This window comes from Microbacterium sp. JAI119, assembly GCF_013410135.1.
Taxonomy (GTDB): Bacteria; Actinomycetota; Actinomycetes; order Actinomycetales; family Microbacteriaceae; genus Microbacterium; species Microbacterium oxydans.
Genome location: NZ_JACCCK010000001.1, coordinates 730680 through 748383 on the forward strand (window position 1 = coordinate 730680; position 17704 = coordinate 748383).

At 67.4% G+C, this 17704-nt stretch carries 18 protein-coding genes; 16 read left to right on the forward strand and 2 right to left on the reverse strand.

The window, feature by feature from the left end; all coding sequences use genetic code 11:
* Positions 1 to 200: 200 nt before the first annotated feature.
* Genes HDC31_RS03510 through HDC31_RS03550 form a run of 9 tightly spaced genes read left to right on the forward strand, consistent with a single transcriptional unit; the run spans position 201 to position 9407 of the window.
* Positions 201 to 788 (forward strand): hypothetical protein, encoded by a 588-nt coding sequence (locus HDC31_RS03510; protein ID WP_061016826.1) that lies wholly within the window; start codon positions 201 to 203, stop codon positions 786 to 788.
* On the forward strand, positions 785 to 2593 hold the full coding sequence (locus HDC31_RS03515; RefSeq protein ID WP_113680396.1) for a nucleoside-diphosphate sugar epimerase/dehydratase: 1809 nt from the start codon (positions 785 to 787) through the stop codon (positions 2591 to 2593). Before HDC31_RS03510 ends, HDC31_RS03515 begins: the two co-directional genes overlap by 4 nt.
* A complete protein-coding gene (locus HDC31_RS03520) occupies positions 2590 to 3726 on the forward strand; it encodes a DegT/DnrJ/EryC1/StrS aminotransferase family protein (protein WP_113680397.1) in 1137 nt (378 codons plus the stop codon). Before HDC31_RS03515 ends, HDC31_RS03520 begins: the two co-directional genes overlap by 4 nt.
* Positions 3723 to 4346 carry a sugar transferase gene (locus HDC31_RS03525; protein WP_061016832.1) on the forward strand — a complete coding sequence of 208 codons (624 nt, stop codon included), beginning with the start codon at positions 3723 to 3725 and terminating at the stop codon, positions 4344 to 4346. The genes HDC31_RS03520 and HDC31_RS03525 overlap by 4 nt, the downstream gene beginning before the upstream one ends.
* On the forward strand, positions 4339 to 5001 hold the full coding sequence (locus HDC31_RS03530; protein ID WP_179515822.1) for a NeuD/PglB/VioB family sugar acetyltransferase: 663 nt from the start codon (positions 4339 to 4341) through the stop codon (positions 4999 to 5001). The genes HDC31_RS03525 and HDC31_RS03530 overlap by 8 nt, the downstream gene beginning before the upstream one ends.
* On the forward strand, positions 4998 to 5930 hold the full coding sequence (locus HDC31_RS03535; protein WP_113680399.1) for an NAD-dependent epimerase/dehydratase family protein: 933 nt from the start codon (positions 4998 to 5000) through the stop codon (positions 5928 to 5930). The genes HDC31_RS03530 and HDC31_RS03535 overlap by 4 nt, the downstream gene beginning before the upstream one ends.
* Positions 5927 to 7063, forward strand: coding sequence for a glycosyltransferase family 4 protein (locus tag HDC31_RS03540; RefSeq protein WP_179515823.1), 1137 nt, complete (start codon positions 5927 to 5929; stop codon positions 7061 to 7063). Before HDC31_RS03535 ends, HDC31_RS03540 begins: the two co-directional genes overlap by 4 nt.
* The gene (locus HDC31_RS03545) at positions 7060 to 8388 is read left to right on the forward strand and encodes an oligosaccharide repeat unit polymerase (protein ID WP_113680401.1); all 1329 of its coding nucleotides are present in this window, start codon (positions 7060 to 7062) and stop codon (positions 8386 to 8388) included. Before HDC31_RS03540 ends, HDC31_RS03545 begins: the two co-directional genes overlap by 4 nt.
* Positions 8385 to 9407: a glycosyltransferase family 1 protein gene (locus HDC31_RS03550; protein ID WP_113680402.1), complete on the forward strand. Its 1023-nt coding sequence runs from the start codon at positions 8385 to 8387 to the stop codon at positions 9405 to 9407. Before HDC31_RS03545 ends, HDC31_RS03550 begins: the two co-directional genes overlap by 4 nt.
* On the opposite strand, the gene HDC31_RS03555 is transcribed toward HDC31_RS03550, so the two are convergent.
* Complete coding sequence (locus tag HDC31_RS03555; RefSeq protein ID WP_113680403.1) at positions 9386 to 10540, reverse strand: hypothetical protein; 1155 nt, start codon at positions 10538 to 10540, stop codon at positions 9386 to 9388. The genes HDC31_RS03550 and HDC31_RS03555 overlap by 22 nt on opposite strands.
* On the reverse strand, positions 10537 to 11790 hold the full coding sequence (locus tag HDC31_RS03560) for a nucleotide sugar dehydrogenase (RefSeq protein ID WP_220151072.1): 1254 nt from the start codon (positions 11788 to 11790) through the stop codon (positions 10537 to 10539). The genes HDC31_RS03555 and HDC31_RS03560 overlap by 4 nt, the downstream gene beginning before the upstream one ends.
* Before the next feature lie 91 nt (positions 11791 to 11881).
* Between HDC31_RS03560 and HDC31_RS20480 the strand changes: the two genes are divergently transcribed.
* The 7 genes from HDC31_RS20480 (at position 11882) to rplB (ending at position 17692) form a co-directional block, all read left to right on the forward strand.
* Positions 11882 to 13693 carry a DUF4012 domain-containing protein gene (locus tag HDC31_RS20480; protein WP_147251191.1) on the forward strand — a complete coding sequence of 604 codons (1812 nt, stop codon included), beginning with the start codon at positions 11882 to 11884 and terminating at the stop codon, positions 13691 to 13693.
* A 118-nt stretch (positions 13694 to 13811) separates the two neighbouring features.
* Positions 13812 to 14024 (forward strand): hypothetical protein, encoded by a 213-nt coding sequence (locus HDC31_RS03570; protein WP_045264638.1) that lies wholly within the window; start codon positions 13812 to 13814, stop codon positions 14022 to 14024.
* 846 nt (positions 14025 to 14870) lie between these two features.
* A complete protein-coding gene (gene rpsJ / locus HDC31_RS03575; RefSeq protein ID WP_017201594.1) occupies positions 14871 to 15179 on the forward strand; it encodes a 30S ribosomal protein S10 in 309 nt (102 codons plus the stop codon).
* Positions 15180 to 15187: 8 nt separating this feature from the next.
* Positions 15188 to 15847: a 50S ribosomal protein L3 gene (gene rplC, locus HDC31_RS03580; RefSeq protein ID WP_021201123.1), complete on the forward strand. Its 660-nt coding sequence runs from the start codon at positions 15188 to 15190 to the stop codon at positions 15845 to 15847.
* A 2-nt stretch (positions 15848 to 15849) separates the two neighbouring features.
* Positions 15850 to 16512, forward strand: a complete 663-nt coding sequence (gene rplD / locus HDC31_RS03585) for a 50S ribosomal protein L4 (RefSeq protein ID WP_021201122.1) — start codon at positions 15850 to 15852, stop codon at positions 16510 to 16512.
* Positions 16509 to 16832, forward strand: a complete 324-nt coding sequence (gene rplW, locus HDC31_RS03590) for a 50S ribosomal protein L23 (RefSeq protein ID WP_113680406.1) — start codon at positions 16509 to 16511, stop codon at positions 16830 to 16832. The genes rplD and rplW overlap by 4 nt, the downstream gene beginning before the upstream one ends.
* A 20-nt stretch (positions 16833 to 16852) precedes the next feature.
* Entirely contained in the window at positions 16853 to 17692 is an 840-nt protein-coding gene (gene rplB, locus HDC31_RS03595; RefSeq protein ID WP_017201590.1) for a 50S ribosomal protein L2, read from the forward strand.
* The last annotated feature ends 12 nt before the right edge of the window (positions 17693 to 17704 follow it).

Consider the following 17704-nt stretch of genomic DNA (forward strand, 5'->3'; position numbering starts at 1 on the left):
AGCGGGCGCTCACGACGGCGTCGGGCTCGGGCGATGTCGGCATGGGGTGCGACATTTCATCCAATAGAATGACTAGACCGCGCAGGAGCGGCAGCGTCGTACATCGGGATTGTTGGCGTGTTTTGACCGTCCGACTCCGATGTATTGGGATGCTGGATTACAGAGTCGTTCCGTGCCCATGTGGTTCGAAGAGGAGAAGCATGTCGCCGGAGGAGTGGTTCGGCGCGTTCAGACGCGCATGGGTGGGCATGACGGCCGTCTTCCTGCTGAGCGTGCTCGCTTCGACGGCGGTGCTCGTCTTCACGCCTCCGACCTATGAGGCGGAAGCGGAGATCGTGTTCAGCGCGGGCGACACCCGGGAGACCTTCGTCCCTCGCACAGTGGCTTCGAATGCTGCCGTCCGCGCCCGTTCGGAGAGCGTCCTCGCCCCGATCGCCGAGGACTTCGGCGTATCGCGGAGCGAACTCGCCGACCGCGTCTCCGCAACGTGGCGTCCGGAGACTTCGATCACCGCGGTGACCGTCTCGCACACGGACCCTCGGACGGCGGCGGCCATGGCGACCGCGATCGCCGAGTCCGCGGCGGAGCAGGCCGGATCCGGCGTCAGCGCGGAGACGTTCGAAGCGGTGACGCCGGTGGCGCCCGTCCAGCCGCTCGCGGTGACCGTGCTCCCGGTGGGGGCACTCATCGGCTTGGCGCTGGCCGTCGCATACGCCGGTCTCCGCTTCGTGATGGGGGGCCGCACGACGGTCGGAGCGACGGCTGACCGACACGGAGGGAACGAATGAGCATCGGAGAAGGTACGGGTATCCGTACGGTCAATCGGCTGATCCCGGACGCGGTGGCGTGGGCCATCGCCGCGTTGCTGGTGGTGCTGCTGCGCTATGACTTCCTCGTCCCGCTGACGGTGTGGCCGTTCGCGTTGATCGTGATCGCGGGCCTCATCGCCGCGCAGTTCGCTGCCGGGTTCGTCCTTCACCTGTATCGCGGGCGCTACCTGTACGGCTCCATCGAGGAAGTCCGCGCACTGGGGCTCGCCGCGCTCCTCGTGGGTGTCCTCATGGGGGTCGTGCTGCTCGTCTGGATGCGTCAGCCGGCGGAGGCCCTTCGAACCGCCCTCTCCGTGACGGCGATCGCGTTGGTCCTGATGCTGGTCTTCCGCTACGTGCCGCTCGTCTTCAGCCGGAAGAGCGATGACGTTCCGGGAGGATCGCGCAAGGTGCTGGTGTTCGGCGCCGGGTGGGTGGGCCAGCAGCTGATCAGCCGAATGCTCAACGAGACGAAGGAGCCGGTCTTCAGTCCCGTCGGTCTGATCGACGATGACCTCAAGAAGCGGAACCTGCGGGTCAAGGGGGTTCCCGTCCTCGGGACGCTCGCTCAGCTGAGGGCTGCCGTCGAGCTGAGCGGCGCGACGGAGCTCATCATCGCGGTAGGACGCGCCGACGCCGCACTGCTGCGTCGCGTCACCGACGCGGGCAACGCTGCCGGTCTCAACGTGCTCGTGCTCCCCGAACTCGACAAGGTCCTGCAGGGCGCGAGCCGCATCCGGGACCTGAGGGATGTCAGCATCGAAGACCTCATCGGCCGTCAACCCGTCGACACCGATGTCAAGTCGATCGCGGGATACGTGACGGGGAAGCGTGTGCTCGTCACCGGGGCCGGCGGGTCGATCGGCGGCGAGCTCTGCCGCCAGCTCTCGCAGTTCGGTCCGGACGTGCTCGTCATGCTCGACCGCGACGAGAGCGGCCTGCAGGGAAGCCAGCTCAGCATCTCCGGTCACGGCCTTCTCGACACCGAGGATGTCGTCCTCGCCGACATCCGCGATGTCGAATCGCTCCGCGAGATCTTCCGTCGTCATCGCCCCGAAGTCGTCTTCCACGCTGCGGCGCTGAAACATCTGCCCATGCTCGAGCAGTATCCCGAAGAGGCCTGGAAGACGAACGTGCTCGGCACCCGGAACGTGCTCGAAGCCGCCCTCGATGTCGATGTCGAGACGTTCGTGAACATCTCCACCGACAAGGCGGCGAACCCCTCGAGCGTTCTCGGACACTCCAAGCGCGTGGCGGAGAAGCTCACGGTGTGGGCCGCGAAGAGCTCGCATCGGCGGTACCTCTCCGTGCGCTTCGGCAACGTGATCGGCAGCAGGGGCTCCATGCTCCCCATGTTCCGGACCCTGATCGAGGCAGGCGGGCCCGTGACCGTGACCCACCCGGAGGTCACTCGATACTTCATGACGATCTCCGAAGCGTGCCAACTGGTGATCCAGGCCGGAAGCATCGGCCGGCCGGGCGAAGTGCTCATCCTCGACATGGGTGAGCCGGTGAAGATCCTCGACATCGCGCAACGCATGATCGCGATGTCCGGCGAGTACATCGAGATCGTCTACACAGGTCTGCGCCCAGGCGAGAAGCTGCACGAGGAACTGGTCGGTGAAGACGAGGTCGTCGAACGACCCTTCCACCCCCAGATCCAGCACACATCGATCGGGAGCATCAGCCCGGAGGCGCTCGACCTCGGCGGCTGGATGCGCCGGCTCGTTCCCGCAGAGGCTGCCGTGTCCGCCCATGGTCGAGAAGGAGACCTCCCGCGATGAACGACCGGATCTACATGTCGTCTCCCGATGTCAGCGAGCTCGAGGAGAAGGCGATCGTCGCCGCACTGCGGTCCGGATGGGTCGCTCCGCTCGGTCCGGACGTCGACGCCTTCGAGCGCGAGATGTGCGACAGGGTCGGAGTGCGCCACGCGGTCGCGCTGAGCTCGGGGACGGCAGGGCTCCACCTCGGACTTCTCGCGCTCGGGGTCGGTGCCGGCGACATCGTCGTCACGTCGAGCTTCACGTTCGCTGCCACCGCCAATGCGATCGCCTACACGGGCGCGACGCCGTACTTCATCGACGCGGACCCGGTGACGGGCAACATGGATGTGGGCCTGCTCCGCGAGGTCATCACGGAACTCGAGGCGAAGGGCACACCGCCGAAGGCGATCGTCCCCGTCGACCTGCTCGGCAAGGTCGCCGATCTCGAGGCGATCGAGCAGATCGCCGACGCGTACGGGATCCCGGTGCTCGCCGATGCCGCCGAGTCGCTCGGAGCCCGCCGCGGCGGCCGACCCGCAGGCAGCTTCGGGCGCGCGTCGGTCTTCTCCTTCAACGGCAACAAGATCATGACGACCTCCGGCGGCGGCATGCTGGTGACCGATGACGCGGAGATCGCAGATCGCGTCCGCTATCTCGCGACGCAGGCGCGACAGCCGGTCGCGCACTACGAGCACACCGACATCGGCTACAACTACCGGCTCAGCAACCTCCTCGCCGCGCTCGGTCGCGCACAGCTGTCCCGCCTCGACGACATGATCCGCCGACGTCACCGCTGGCGCGACGAGTACCGCGCGCTGTTCGCGGACGTCGACGGCGTCTCGGTGTTCGGCGGAGACCACGATGCCGAGGACAACGCGTGGCTCACCGCCGTGCTCGTCGACGAGGACGTCACCGGCTGGAGTGCCTCCGAGCTCTCCGCGCACCTCGGTTCTCATGACGTCGAATCCCGACCGCTGTGGAAGCCGATGCACCTGCAGCCCGTCTTCGCCGAGGCCCCGGCCGCGGTGAACGGGGTCTCGGAGCGCTTCTTCCGCGTGGGCATCACGCTGCCGTCGGGGTCGGCGCTGTCCGAGGAGCAGATGGAGCGTGTGCAGACCCTGATCCGCGGTTTCCTGGCTGAGCGCGCATGAGCAGAGTCTTCTTCGATGCGGCCAAACGCACGCTCGACCTCGGTGTCGCCGCCGTGGTCCTGATCCTCTCCCTTCCCCTGCAGATCATCGTGGCCGCGCTGGTGCTGGTGAACCTCGGTCACCCGGTGATCTTCCGGCAGCCGCGGCCGGGACGCGAGGGGAAGGTCTTCACCCTCTACAAGTTCCGCACCATGCGCCCCGCCGATCCTGCGGTCGGCACCGCCGACGACGCGGCGCGGCTGACCGCGTTCGGGCGTCTGCTGCGCGGCACCAGCCTCGACGAGCTGCCGACCTTCTGGAACGTGCTGCTCGGCGATATGAGCCTGGTGGGTCCACGCCCTCTCCTCGTCTCCTACCTCGACCGGTACACGCCAGTGCAGGCTCGTCGGCATGAGGTGCGACCAGGGGTCACCGGGTTGGCGCAGGTGAGCGGTCGGAACACCGTCGACTGGGATGAGCGGTTGCAGCTCGACGTGAAGTACGTCGACACACGATCGATGAGGCTCGACCTCTGGATCCTGTGGCGCACGGTCGCCGTCGTGGTGCGCCGTGACGGGGTCAGCGCCGACGGGCACGCGACGATGCCGGAGTTCCGAGGTCTGAAGGATGCCGATGCGTGAGCTGATCATCCTCGGCGCCGGAGGCTTCGCGCGCGAGACGCTGGACGTCGTCGAAGCCCTGAACGCGGTGTCGCCCCGCTTCGACGTGCTCGGTTTCGCCGACGACGCCCCCAGCCCTCTCGCTCTGGAGCGTCTGGCCGATCGGGGCCATCGCCATCTCGGCACCATCGATGCGGCACTCGCCGCGCACCCGGCGTCGTCATTCGTCATCGCGGTGGGGTCGCCCGAACATCGCGCGCACATCGCCGCGCGGGTGGGAAGCGACCGGGCGGAGACGCTGGTGCACCCCGGCGCGTCGATCGGGTCCCTGACGACGATCGGCGTCGGCACGGTCGTGTGCGCCGGTGTGCTGGTGTCGACGAATGTCCGGGTCGGACGACACGCTCACTTGAATCCGGGAGCCATCGTCGGCCATGACAGCGTCCTCGCGGATACGGTGTCCTTGAATCCGGGATCGGTGGTGTCGGGGGACGTGCGCATCGGAGAGCGCGTGCTCATCGGCGCGAAATCGGTGGTGCTGCAGGGATTGAGCATCGGTGCGGACGTCACGGTCGGTGCGGCTGCGTGCGTGACCAAGGACGCCCCTGCACGGGTGACACTGGTGGGAGTGCCCGCTCGTATCCACAGAACAACAGGAAAGAGTCACAGCTCGTGAAGGTAGTCATCACCGGCGGTGCCGGGTTCATCGGTTCGAACCTCGTGCGACGGTTCAACGACGAGGCGCCCGATGTCGATGTCCACGTGCTGGACGACTTCAGCACGGGACGCGAATCCAACCTCGCCGGAACGCGGATCACGCTGCACCGCGGGTCCGTCGCCGATGCCGAAGCGGTTGCCGCCGCCACGGTCGGCGCGGACGCGGTCGTCCACCTGGGCGCGCTCGGCAGCGTCCCGCGGTCCATCGACGACCCCGTCGCCTCTCACGTCGCCAACCTGACGGGGACGCTGACCGTGCTCGAAGCGGCCCGGCGCGAGAACGCCTACGTGGTGATGGCATCCTCGAGCTCCGTGTACGGCGCCAACCCCGCTCTGCCGAAGTCGGAGTTCGACTGGACGCGGCCGATGAGCCCGTACGCGGCGACCAAGCTCGGGGGAGAGGCCTACGTGCTGGCCTACCAGTACTCCTACGGTCTTCCGACCCTGGCGTTCCGCTTCTTCAACGTCTACGGTCCCTACCAGCCGGCCGACCATGTGTACGCCGCCGTGATCCCGAGGTTCGTCGACGCGGCCCTCGCCGGGCGCGCGCTCACCATCCACGGCGACGGCCTGCAGTCGCGGGACTTCACGAGCGTCGACACGGTGACGCATGCGCTCATGGTCGCCGTCCGAGACCGCGTGACGTCGGGACATCCCGTGAATCTCGCGTTCGGAACCAACACCACGCTGCGCGAGCTGGTGACCGTCATCGAAGATCAGACCGGCCGCACGGTGAGTGTCGAGCACGTCGATCCGCGTCCTGGCGATGTACGTGCCTCCCAGTCCGACGGCGTTCGTCTGCGGGAGCTGTTCCCCGACGTGCAGCCCGTCCCGCTCGAGGAAGGGATCGCGAAGACCGTCGCGTGGTTCCGGAGCAAGGACTCGTGACCCCGGCCGCGACCGCTCGCATACTGATCGGCGTCACGGCGGACGTCTCCATCGGCCTGCTGTCCGGGCTGCCGCAGCGGCTGGTCGCTGACGGATGGGAGGTGCACGTCGCGAGCTCGCCCGGCGAGAGACTCGAGGCGCTCGCATCGTCTCCCGGCGTCTCGGTGCATCCGCTCCCTATGGCCAGAGAGATCGACATCGTCGGGGACGTCCGAGGGCTGCGGGACTGGATGCGGCTGATCCGCCGCCTCCGGCCCGACGTCGTCTTCGTCGGCACTCCGAAAGCAGGCCTGCTCGGCATCACCGCCGCCCGACTGCTCGGCGTTCGCACTCGTGTGTATCACCTGCGCGGGCTCCGACCGGAGACCGCAGCGGGGATGACTCGCCGGGTGCTGACGATCATGGAGCGTCTGACGATCCGCCTCGCGACCACCACGCTGGCGGTGAGTCCGAGTCTCCGACAGCGCGTCGTGTCCCTGCGGCTCGCGCCGGCCGCACGCATCACCGTGCGCGGCAGAGGCAGCTCCAACGGTGTGGATGTGGATCGCTTCGCCCCCGGCAACACGGCGGCGCAGGTCGATGGCCTCCTGCCCGGTGTCCCCGTCATCGGTTTCGTCGGCAGACTCAACCACGACAAGGGCCTCGAGGTCCTCGCCGAGGCCTGCCGCCTCCTGGACGATCGCGGGGCGGCATACCAGCTGCTGATCGTGGGCGGCGTCGACGGTGCGGAACTGGGTTCCTTCTCTCGACTGCGGCGGGCCCCGATCGTGCTCGGGGCCGTGCCGGACACATCGATGTACTATCCCCTGATGCGATCCCTCTGCCTCCCGACCCTGCGCGAGGGCTTCCCCAACGTCGTGCTGGAGGCGGGGGCGACGGGGATCGCCGTCGTCACGACGGATGCGACCGGAGCGGTGGATTCCGTGATCCCCGAGCGCACCGGACTCATGGTGACGGCGGGGGACGCGGGTCAGCTCGCCGACGCTCTGCAGCGGGTGATCGAGGATCCGCATCTCGCGGCGGACCTGGGCGCGAACGCCCGCGACTTCGTGGTCGAGCATTTCCGACGTGACGCGGTCCATGCCTCTGTGTCCGACTTCCTGCGGAGTGAGATGGAGCGGGGTCGGCGATGACGGACGTCTCCAACGGTGTCGGCGCGCTCGTCGTCGTCGCCGTGCTCATCGGACTGACCGTCCTGACCTGGTTCATCGCGCGACGAGCGTTCCTTCCCGTGGTCGTGCACAACGCGGTGTGGGCGGTGACGCTGGTCCTCGTCGGGTCGGGGCTCATCGCCTATCACGGTGCATCGATCGCCGCGTGGGGCGTGCTGCTGGTCGGTATCGCGTTCTTCTCCGTCGGGGCGTGGGGAGGTATCGCGCTCGCAGCCCGCAAGGCACGCAGCGCCGACCTGGCACCGCGGGACCATGCGCTCGTCAGCCGACGAGTCCTGCTGATCCTCGCCGGCGCCTACGCGCTGGGTTTCGGGGTGTACATCTGGACCATCCTCCAGCGCTTCGGGTGGGAGACCTTCTGGTTCCATCCCGGAACGATCCGTGGGGCTGCCGAGTCGTACCTCGCCGGAGTGCCCCTGTGGGCACGTCTGCTGATGTACGTCGGACCTCTTCTGCTCGCGATCCTCATCGTCCCGGGGTCGGTCCGGAACGGACTCGCGTGGTGGTGGCGCGTGCCGGCTGCGGTCCTGCTCGCCGCCTCGATGCTCGCCCTGCTGCAGCGGACGAACCTCTTCGCGGGGGTTCTGCTCGCGATCGCTGCCCTTCTCCTCCTCTACGCGCGCTCCTGGCGCGGCGGCCGCGTGCGGGCGTGGTACCTCCGCCCCTGGGTGATGATGATGTCGATCGCAGCCATCGGCGCCGGTGCGCTACTCGCCTTCCAGGTGCTCGCGGGTGCGCTGGGCAAGACGGGTGATGTCGGCAGCAACGTCTCGCCATTGCTGAGCGCCTCCGGGCTGTCCAGCCCGTTCATCTATCTGACCGCGGGCGTGCCCGCGTTCCTGTCCCTGGTGGATTCCACCAACGGCGCGTGGCCCCCGGTGGGCGGGCCTCGCATCGTCTACGGCGATTTCAACCCGCAGACATTCGGAACCGCGTTCTTCGAACCCGTCCTGAGTCTGATCCCCGGACTGCGCACCTGGAACCCAGTAGCGCCGTTCGTCAACGTGGGGACTCTGACGAACGTGTATACATGGCTGGAACCGTTCTATCGGGACTGGCGGGTCGTCGGCGTCGCCCTCGGCGCGGCGGCGATCGGTGCGCTCGTGGCCTACCTTTACTCCACGCGGCGAGCATCCCCGGCGCGCTGGTGGCTTTCGGCCCTGCTGGTGTCGACGCTGTTCCTGGTCACGTTCACGCAGAAGACCAACAACACGCTGTACCTCGTCACAGCCGCGATCATCGTGGTGCTCGGGGTGATCGGCTCTCGCCGGCGGGCGGCATCATGACGGCGCTGCACACGTACACCAGCTACGGGCGCAGTGCGGGAAGCGCACGGGTCCGCGTCTTCGACTGGCTCGACAGGCTGGAGGTGCCCGCGGTCACGCACTCGTATCTCGACGGGGCGACCAACTCCGGACGGTCTCTCCTGAAGTCTCCTCGGCGGCTGCTCGCGGCCGAGGCGGAGCTGCGTCGCAGGCCTCCGCGCGACGCGCGAGTGCTGGTGTCGCGGCAGGCGAGTCCGCTGAGCCGCGGTGGTGTGGAGAGACGTCTGCTGAGTGGCGAGCGCGTCGGGATCTATGATTTCGACGACGCCCTCCACCTCGACCGCCGGGGCCCGTTCCCGAAGGCGGCGATCTGGCGAGCGGCGGTCGGCGCGGCCGACGTCGTCATCGCGGGAAACGCCACACTCGCCGAGGCGGCGAGTCGGATCAACCCTCGCGTGACCGTGATCCCGAGCTGCGTGGATCCGGCGGACTACTCGCGCAAGACGAGCTTCGACATCGGGGAGACGCCGCGCGCGATATGGATCGGCTCGCCCGCCACGGAGCGCTATCTGCGCGACATCGAGTCTGCGCTGCTGTACGCGCATGAGCGGACGGGCATGCGGCTCACCGTCGTCAGCGCGGGGGACGCGGAGCTCGGACCGCTGGACGCGATCGTCGACCGGGTGGCGTGGTCGCCGCAGACCTTCGGTGCCGTGCTCGCCGACGCCGATCTCGGGCTGATGCCGACACCGGATTCCGCCTGGTCGCGAGGCAAGTGCGGCTACAAGCTGCTGCAGTACGGCGCGGCCGGGATTCCGATGATGGGCGACCCGGTCGGGGTGAACGCCGAGATCCTGCGCAGAGGAGACGGCATCGCGCCCGAGAGCGCGGACGACTGGGCGGACGCTCTCACCGGCTTCTTCTCGGAGAGCGCGACGCGACGTGCTGAGCGTGGAGCCGCAGGTCACCGCACAGTCCGGGATCACTACAGCTTCTCGGCGTGGGAGTCGGTCTGGCGTCAGGCGGTGACCGGCAACTGATCCGCGCGGCGGGCGACGAGCAGCCAGAAGAGCGACGACAGCAGGGTGGAGAGGGCGTATGCCCATATCGCTCCGCTCAGCCCGCCCAGCAGAGCACCCGCCAGCGGCCCGACGACGCCCAGCGCGGTCTGGACGAGCCGCGCCGCGAGCAGGCCGCGTCGTGAGGCCCGCAGCCTGGACACGATGTAGAAGGTGTGCCCCACCATGTTCGCCATGACGAAGATCGCGGTCGGTGCGGCGAACGGAATGAGGTCCCGGAGAGTGCCGAGCGGCCAGGACGTCTCGCCGAGCAGCAGCAGCACCCCGGCGGCGAGACCGCCGAGCACGATACCGCCGGCCACGACCGCGCCGACGGTCGCCGCAGACATCCGCAGTCGGGCGATGCGCGGCCGGATCGGATTCAGCAGCAGGCGCACCGGTGCGGCGACGTTCGACACGGCCCGGTAGACACCGAACGGGCCCACTCCTAAGATCGGGGCCAGCGCGTAGGGGGTACCGATCGACGAGGCATCCATGATCAGGGAGTCGCGCACGAGGGGAGCGATGGCGGTCCAGCGCTGACGGGTCCAGCGCACGAGCACGCCAGGTCGACTCAGAGCCGGCCACCTCGAGAACACGGCGGCGACGACGCTCGACGCCGCCCAGGTGCCGAGGACCCAGGAGAGCTCGCCGCTATGGAGGGTGAGGGTCACGACGCTGAGGACGACGGCGACGATGGCGGCGATGGCGTCTCCGAGGACCGACCCGCGTGTGTCGCTGTTCTCGACCGCGTAGAACCGTGCGGTCGAGCGGTAGGCGCTGCCGCCGATGGCGAGCGCGATCAGCCACCAGTACGGCGTCAGGGGCGAGTTCGTCAGGGAGACGACGAGTGCGGAGACGGCGGCGAAGATCAGGGCGAACTCCGTCGACGCACCGCTGAAGTCCGCCCAGGAGGTGGGGACGTCCTGGCGTGAACGGGTCGCCGCCTCGCAGATGAGGGAGAGTGCGAGCGACAGCGCGAAGGCGCCGGCGAGATAGACGATCGAGAAGAGCCCGAAGTCCGTGGGGGCGAGGGTGATGAGGCCGAGGACCTGAACGGAGAGTGTCGCGACCGCGGCAGCCGAGGACGTGAGGATCAGGCGCAGCGAGCTCACAAACGAACGACCCTGGGTCCCGAGAGCCGGCCCTTGGTGTCGAGCACCGGCGTCGGGGACTCGTGCAGCAGCGTCAGGTCGAAGTCGGAGTGATCGGTCACCAGGATGACCAGATCAGCGGCCTCGACTTCCGCAGCGGAGAGCTCCACGCGCTCGACGGCGGTCGGCCACCGGTGCGACTCGACGTGGCGGTCCGCGCCGCGGATGGACGCACCGAAGGAGGTGAGCAGCTCGATGAGGCGCAGGGAGGGGGACTCGCGGATGTCGGCGGTGTCGCGTTTGTACGCGAGTCCGACCAGCAGGATCGTCGACCCGTTCAGCGAGCGCCGGTCTTCGTTGAGCAGTTCCATGGAACGCTGGGCGACGTAGTCCGGCATGTGGTCGTTGACATCGTTGGCGAGTTCGACGAAGCGGAAGCTACGTCCGAGCTTGCGCCGCACCTGCCACGAGAGGTAGCTCGGATCCACGGGAAGGCAGTGGCCGCCGACACCGGGGCCCGGGGTGAACTTCATGTACCCGAACGGCTTGGTCGCCGCGGCATCGATCGATTCCCAGATGTCGACGCCCAGCTCGTGCGCGAACACGGCGAGTTCGTTCACCAGGGCGATGTTGACGTGGCGGAACGTGTTCTCGAGAAGCTTGGTGAGCTCGGCCTCCTTGGGCGTGGTCACGCTCACCGTTCGGTCCACGAGGAGGTCGTAGAAGGCCTTCACCTTGCCGAGTGACTGCTCGTCGATGCCGGAGACGACCTTCGGTGTGTTGACGAAGCCCCACGTGGGGTTGCCTGGGTCGATCCGCTCCGGGCTGTATCCGACGGCGAAGTCCTGTCCTGCCCGGAGCCCGGACCCGGCCTCGAGGAGGGGGACGAGGATCTCCTCTGTCGTGCCCGGGTAGGTCGTGGACTCGAGCACGACCGTCGCCCCGCGGGTGAGTCGGGTCGCCAACGATGCTCCCGCCGACTCGATGTAGGAGATGTCGGGGAGGCCCTCGCGGAGCGGGGTGGGGACCGTGATCACCGCGACGTCGAAGCCCTCGGTGTCGTCGTAGTCGGAGGACGCGAGATAGCGACCGGAAGCGATCGCCTCCTTCAGCTGCTCCGACGAGATGTCATCGACGTACGACTCACCGGCGTGCAGAGCGGCGATCCGCACGCTGTCGACATCGAGTCCGACGACGGTCATGCCCACCTGCACGGCGCGCATGGCTACCGGAAGCCCGACATATCCCTGACCGACGATGACAGCTTTCACGTGCACTCCTCCATGGTGTGGGCGAACCCCCGCCATGGGCGTGCGTCGCGGTCTGCGACGCTGCTCAGGTCCACCTCGGTAGTATATTGCGGTGACCCGAGACTCCAGACGCGCGCGTCGAGCCCAGAACGAGCAGCAGCGTCGAAAGAGTCGCCGCACCCGGATCATCCTGTGGGTGGTGGGCGTCGTGCTCGCACTGCTCATCGCCGTCGCCGTGATCGCGGCGATCCTCATTCCGAAGGCGCTCGACGCCAAGGACAAGCTCGAGGCTTCGGTGCCGCTGGCCCAGAGCATCCCCGGGCTGATCGCCTCCGGCGACACTGCGGGCGCGCAGGCCGCGGCGGAGGAGCTGACGAAGACCGCCGCTTCCGCGCACGAGCAGACCAGCGGATTCCTCTGGGAATCGCTGGAGTGGGTGCCGGTGATCGGCCCCAACCTCCATGGCGTCCGCATGGCGACCGCGGCCGTCGACGAGCTGGCCACCAAGGCGCTCCTTCCCGCTTCGGGGATCGACATCGCAGCACTTCGTCCTTCCGACGGCGGGCTCGACCTCCAGGCGATCCACGGCATCGGGGACATCGCGCGGTCGGCCGACCAGGCCGTGCGCGATGCCTCATCGATGCTGGCGGGCGTCGATCATGACGCGCTCCTCGGGCCCGTGGCATCCGGTGTGGAACGCATCGAGAAGGTTCTGAAGCCGGCTGCGAGCACACTCGCCGGCGTCATGCCGCTTGTCGAAGCCCTCCCCGAGATGCTGGGAGAGGGGGGACCCCGCGACGTGCTGGTCATCTTCCAGAACAATGGAGAGGTGATGTCCGGTGGCGGCACGATCGGCTCCATGGCCCAGGTGCACATCGACAACGGCGCCATCTCGATCGTGAACCAGTCGTCGGCTTCCGGTCGCGACTTCCCGAACTTCCGTCCACCGGTCGGGGGAGTGACGCAGGAGGAGACCGACCTGTACGGCTCGCTGTTCGGCAGCTACGTTCAGGCGCTCACCCGCTCGCCCCGTTTCGACAGGACGTTCGAGATCGCACGCGACATGTGGCGAGAGGCCAAGGGCGTCGAGGTCGACGCGGTCGTCTCCCTCGATACCGTCGCCCTGAGCTACCTCCTGGTCGCGACCGGGCCGGTCGCTATCCCCGGCGGTCCGGAGATCTCGAACTCCAACGCGGTGGCGATGCTGCTCGGCGACCTCTACAAGACGTACGAGCCCGCAGAGGTCGACATGATCAACCAGGTCTTCGCTGGGCTGACACTGCAGAAGCTGATGGGCGGTCAGGTCGATTTCGCCAAGCTGTCCTCTGTGCTCGGGCTCGCAGCGAAGGAGGGCCGGATCGCGATCTGGAGCGCCCGCGAGTCGGAGCAGCAGCTCATCGCCGGCACGGACCTCGATCGTCGCGGGCCGAGGGCGGCGGAAGGTACGGAGGCGTTCGGCGTCTACTTCATCGACTGGACGCCCGGGAAGATGCAGCGGTACATGACCCAGTCGATCGACGTGAGTCAGCCGGTCTGCGCCGCCGACGGACGCCGTCACGTGTTCGTGACGGTGACGCTTGCCAACACCGTCGATCCCGCTTCGGTGCGAGGGCTTCCCGAGTACGTCACCGGCGTCGGGATCGAGACGCCGAAGGGATCGATGCAGGTGGAGACCCTCGCCTTCGCCCCTCCGGGATACTCGCCGGTCGGGCAGAGGGCAGACGCCGAGCTCGCGCAGTCGGAGGTGCGCAAGGACCAGGAGTTCACCGTCGGAACGATGCGGTTGACGCTGGCGCCGCAGGAGAGCAGGACGCTCACCTACGAGTTCGTCGCCGACTCCGACGCCCCCACGAAGATCGAGCTCGACAGCACCCCGGTCGTCACTCCGACGGTCCTCACGCAGGACGCCGTCACCTGCCAGTGACCGACGCCACGGGATGCTGCTCTGCCGCAGCTGATCCCCCTGGTGATAGCGCGGCGGTTCGTGCAGACTAGACGCACATCGCACATCGCACATCGCACACCGCCTCCGAAGGGGAATCATGGGTATCGAGGACGCCGTCAACAAGGGCAAGGACCTGTACGAGCAGAACAAGGACAAGATCGCCGAGGCGGTCAAGAGCGAGCAGGCCGAGGACATCAGCGACAAGGTGCTCGACGGCGTGGCCGACTTCGCCAAGAAGATCGCTCCCGGCGCCGCAGACAAGATCGACGAGATCCGCGACAGCGCCGACAAGGCCGTCGGCAACGAGTAGCACGCAGCACAGCATCTGAGCGGCGAACCACTCCGGTGGGGCGCCGCTCTTCTGTTCCTGTCCAACGGCTTCGGCTTCGGAATGTCGTCGGATGTGGCGCATCCACAGATGTATCCAGTAGGATCATCGAGACCGCCTGGGGATCTTGCGGTCGGGGAAGCCGAAGGGGTTCGGTTTCCCGAAGCACGCGGACTTCCGCGTACGAAACTGGGGATAAGCGATCTTGGGGATCATCGTGCGACGCGCGCCGTCACGGCGCCTGAGCGTCTCCCTGCCTGCGCGGCGGGTCTTCCGCCGCGCCCTCGGTCGAGGAGTTCGGCGTCCCTTCACGCCGGGCTACTCGCGTTCGGTGTGCCCCCTCGCACTGAACGCCCTCCCCAAGCGGGGCGAGGCATGGGGATGCCTCGCCCCGCTATCTCCTGGGATCTGAGCCCTCTCGGACGCGTCACCGGGACTGTCGGAGGAGCGCGACACGCCCGGGTTTGCGCAAGTGAAATCAGCCGTGGCAGAATAGACAGGTTCGATATTCCGTCGCCGCTGTGCGCGCGAGGGATCACTGCCAGGGCAGTGCATAGACGGCGCCTCCTCCGGGACGGTGCAGGGTTCTAGGCCGCGGGTAGCAGAACACAACCCCGACACCCCTCTACATGAAGGGTTCTGCCGTGCGCGGCGGAAGGTCGGCATCCGGTCGCTTCACGGCGTCCGGCTGACAGAAGAACAGTGGTGCAGCAGATCGACTCGCAAGAGCCGTTCTCGTGCCGAGGCGCGAACAGCGCCGACGTGCGTCCAATGCCCCAGGGCCACCCGGTCCCGGACGGTAAGACGCTTAAAGAGAGAGAGCAGACAATGGCGGGACAGAAGATCCGCATTCGCCTGAAGTCGTATGACCACGAGGTCATCGACACGTCCGCACGCAAGATCGTCGACACCGTGACCCGTGCGGGCGCAACCGTCGTCGGCCCCGTGCCCCTTCCGACCGAGAAGAACGTCGTGTGCGTCATCCGGTCGCCGCACAAGTACAAGGACAGCCGCGAGCACTTCGAGATGCGCACCCACAAGCGTCTGATCGACATCGTCGACCCGACGCCCAAGGCCGTCGACTCGCTGATGCGTCTCGACCTGCCGGCCGATGTCAACATCGAGATCAAGCTCTGAGGTTCGACATGGCTGACATCAACTCCAAGGTTTCCAAGGGCATGCTGGGCACGAAGCTCGGCATGACCCAGGTGTGGAACGAGAGCGGCAAGCTCGTTCCCGTCACCGTCATCGAGCTGGCACCCAACGTGGTCACCCAGGTCCGCACGCCCGAGAAGGACGGCTACAACGCCGTGCAGATCGCGTACGGCCAGATCGACCCCCGCAAGGTGAACAAGCCGCTCTCCGCCCACTTCGAGGCAGCAGGCGTCACGCCGCGTCGTCACGTCACCGAGATCCGCACCGCGGACGCCGGCGACTACAACCTGGGCCAGGAGCTCACGGTCGACGGCACCTTCGAGGCCGGCCAGCTCGTCGACGTCGTCGGCACGAGCAAGGGCAAGGGCTTCGCCGGTGTCATGAAGCGTCACAACTTCAAGGGTGTCTCGGCTTCGCACGGTTCGCACCGCAACCACCGCAAGCCCGGCTCCATCGGCGCATCGTCGACCCCGAGCCGCGTCTTCAAGGGCATGCGCATGGCCGGCCGTATGGGTGGCGAGCGCGTGACCGTCCTCAACCTCACGGTGCACTCCATCGACATCGAGAAGGGACTCATGCTCGTCAAGGGCGCCGTCCCCGGTGCTCGTGGCCGCATCGTCTATGTCCGCAACGCAGTGAAGGGTGCCTGATCATGGCTGACTCCACTCTCGCGCTCGACGTCCTCAAGGCAGACGGCAAGAAGGCAGGCTCGATCGAGCTTCCCGCCGCGCTGTTCGACGCCAAGACGAACATCCCGCTCATCCACCAGGTCGTCGTCGCGCAGCTCGCGGCGGCTCGCCAGGGCACGCACTCGACCAAGCGTCGTGGCGAGGTCTCCGGTGCCGGCCGCAAGCCCTTCAAGCAGAAGGGCACGGGTAACGCCCGTCAGGGTTCCATCCGCGCGCCGCACATGACCGGTGGTGGCATCGTGCACGGCCCCAAGCCGCGCGACTACTCGCAGCGCACCCCCAAGAAGATGATCGCCGCCGCCCTGCTGGGCGCGCTCAGCGACCGCTTCCGCGGTGACCGCATCCACGCCATCGAGTCCTTCGGGATCGACGGCACGCCTTCGACCAAGACCGCGGTGAACTTCCTCACCAACGTCGTCTCGTCGAAGAACGTGCTCGTCGTGATCGAGCGCAACGACGACGTGACGCTGAAGAGCATCCGCAACCTGTCGAACCTGCACGTGCTGACGTTCGACCAGCTCAACGCATACGACGTGCTCGTCTCCGACGACATCGTCTTCACCCAGGCCGCGCTCGAGGGCTTCATCGCCTCCAAGTCCGGCGCCAACCAGGAGGTCTCCGCATGAGCGAGCAGGCATCTGTTCTCCAGACGGCCCTGAACAAGGACCCGCGCGACATCATCCTGAAGCCGGTCGTGTCCGAGAAGAGCTACGGTCTCATCGATGAAGGCAAGTACACCTTCCTCGTCGACCCGCGCGCTTCGAAGACCGAGATCAAGCTCGCCATCGAGAAGATCTTCGGCGTCAAGGTCGCAAGGGTCAACACCCTCAACCGCGTCGGCAAGGCTCGTCGCACCCGCTTCGGCACCGGCAAGCGCAAGGACACCAAGCGCGCCATCGTCACCCTGAAGTCGGGCACCATCGACATCTTCACGGCAATCGGCTGATCCGGGGGATAAGGACAATAATGGCTATTCGCAAGTACAAGCCCACGACCCCGGGCCGTCGCGGCTCGTCGGTGGCTGACTTCGCCGAGATCACTCGATCGACGCCGGAGAAGTCGCTGCTGCGCCCGCTCTCGAAGACCGGTGGTCGCAACAACCAGGGCCGCATCACGACCCGTCACATCGGTGGTGGCCACAAGCGCCAGTACCGCGTCATCGACTTCCGTCGTAACGACAAGGACGGCGTCAACGCCAAGGTCGCTCACATCGAGTACGACCCCAACCGCACCGCGCGCATCGCGCTGCTGCACTACTTCGACGGTGAGAAGCGCTACATCCTCGCTCCGGCGAAGCTGAAGCAGGGCGACATCGTCGAGTCGGGTGCCGGGGCTGACATCAAGCCGGGTAACAACCTCCCGCTGAAGAACATCCCCACGGGTACCGTGATCCACGCGATCGAGCTCCGCCCCGGCGGCGGCGCGAAGATGGCACGTTCGGCCGGCGCGTCCGTCCGTCTCGTCGCCAAGGACGGCCCCTACGCCCAGCTGCGTCTGCCCTCGGGCGAGATCCGCAACGTCGATGCGCGCTGCCGCGCGACCATCGGCGAGGTCGGCAACGCCGAGCAGTCGAACATCAACTGGGGCAAGGCCGGCCGCATGCGCTGGAAGGGCGTCCGCCCGACCGTGCGTGGTGTCGCGATGAACCCGGTCGACCACCCGCACGGTGGTGGTGAGGGTAAGACCTCTGGTGGTCGTCACCCCGTCTCCCCCTGGGGCCAGGCTGAGGGTCGTACCCGTCACGCCAACAAGGAAAGCGACAAGTACATCGTGCGTCGTCGTAACGCCGGCAAGAAGCGTAAGTAGGAGTAAGAGAAG

Coding starts and splice junctions, on each gene's coding strand:
- rplB (WP_017201590.1), top strand. CDS start 16,853: ATGGCTATTCGCAAGTACAAGCCCACGACCCCGGGCCGTCGCGGCTCG.
- HDC31_RS03525 (WP_061016832.1), top strand. CDS start 3,723: ATGAGCAGAGTCTTCTTCGATGCGGCCAAACGCACGCTCGACCTCGGT.
- HDC31_RS03520 (WP_113680397.1), top strand. CDS start 2,590: ATGAACGACCGGATCTACATGTCGTCTCCCGATGTCAGCGAGCTCGAG.
- rplC (WP_021201123.1), top strand. CDS start 15,188: ATGGCTGACATCAACTCCAAGGTTTCCAAGGGCATGCTGGGCACGAAG.
- HDC31_RS03530 (WP_179515822.1), top strand. CDS start 4,339: ATGCGTGAGCTGATCATCCTCGGCGCCGGAGGCTTCGCGCGCGAGACG.
- HDC31_RS03545 (WP_113680401.1), top strand. CDS start 7,060: ATGACGGACGTCTCCAACGGTGTCGGCGCGCTCGTCGTCGTCGCCGTG.
- HDC31_RS03515 (WP_113680396.1), top strand. CDS start 785: ATGAGCATCGGAGAAGGTACGGGTATCCGTACGGTCAATCGGCTGATC.
- rpsJ (WP_017201594.1), top strand. CDS start 14,871: ATGGCGGGACAGAAGATCCGCATTCGCCTGAAGTCGTATGACCACGAG.
- HDC31_RS03570 (WP_045264638.1), top strand. CDS start 13,812: ATGGGTATCGAGGACGCCGTCAACAAGGGCAAGGACCTGTACGAGCAG.
- HDC31_RS03510 (WP_061016826.1), top strand. CDS start 201: ATGTCGCCGGAGGAGTGGTTCGGCGCGTTCAGACGCGCATGGGTGGGC.
- rplW (WP_113680406.1), top strand. CDS start 16,509: ATGAGCGAGCAGGCATCTGTTCTCCAGACGGCCCTGAACAAGGACCCG.
- HDC31_RS03550 (WP_113680402.1), top strand. CDS start 8,385: ATGACGGCGCTGCACACGTACACCAGCTACGGGCGCAGTGCGGGAAGC.
- rplD (WP_021201122.1), top strand. CDS start 15,850: ATGGCTGACTCCACTCTCGCGCTCGACGTCCTCAAGGCAGACGGCAAG.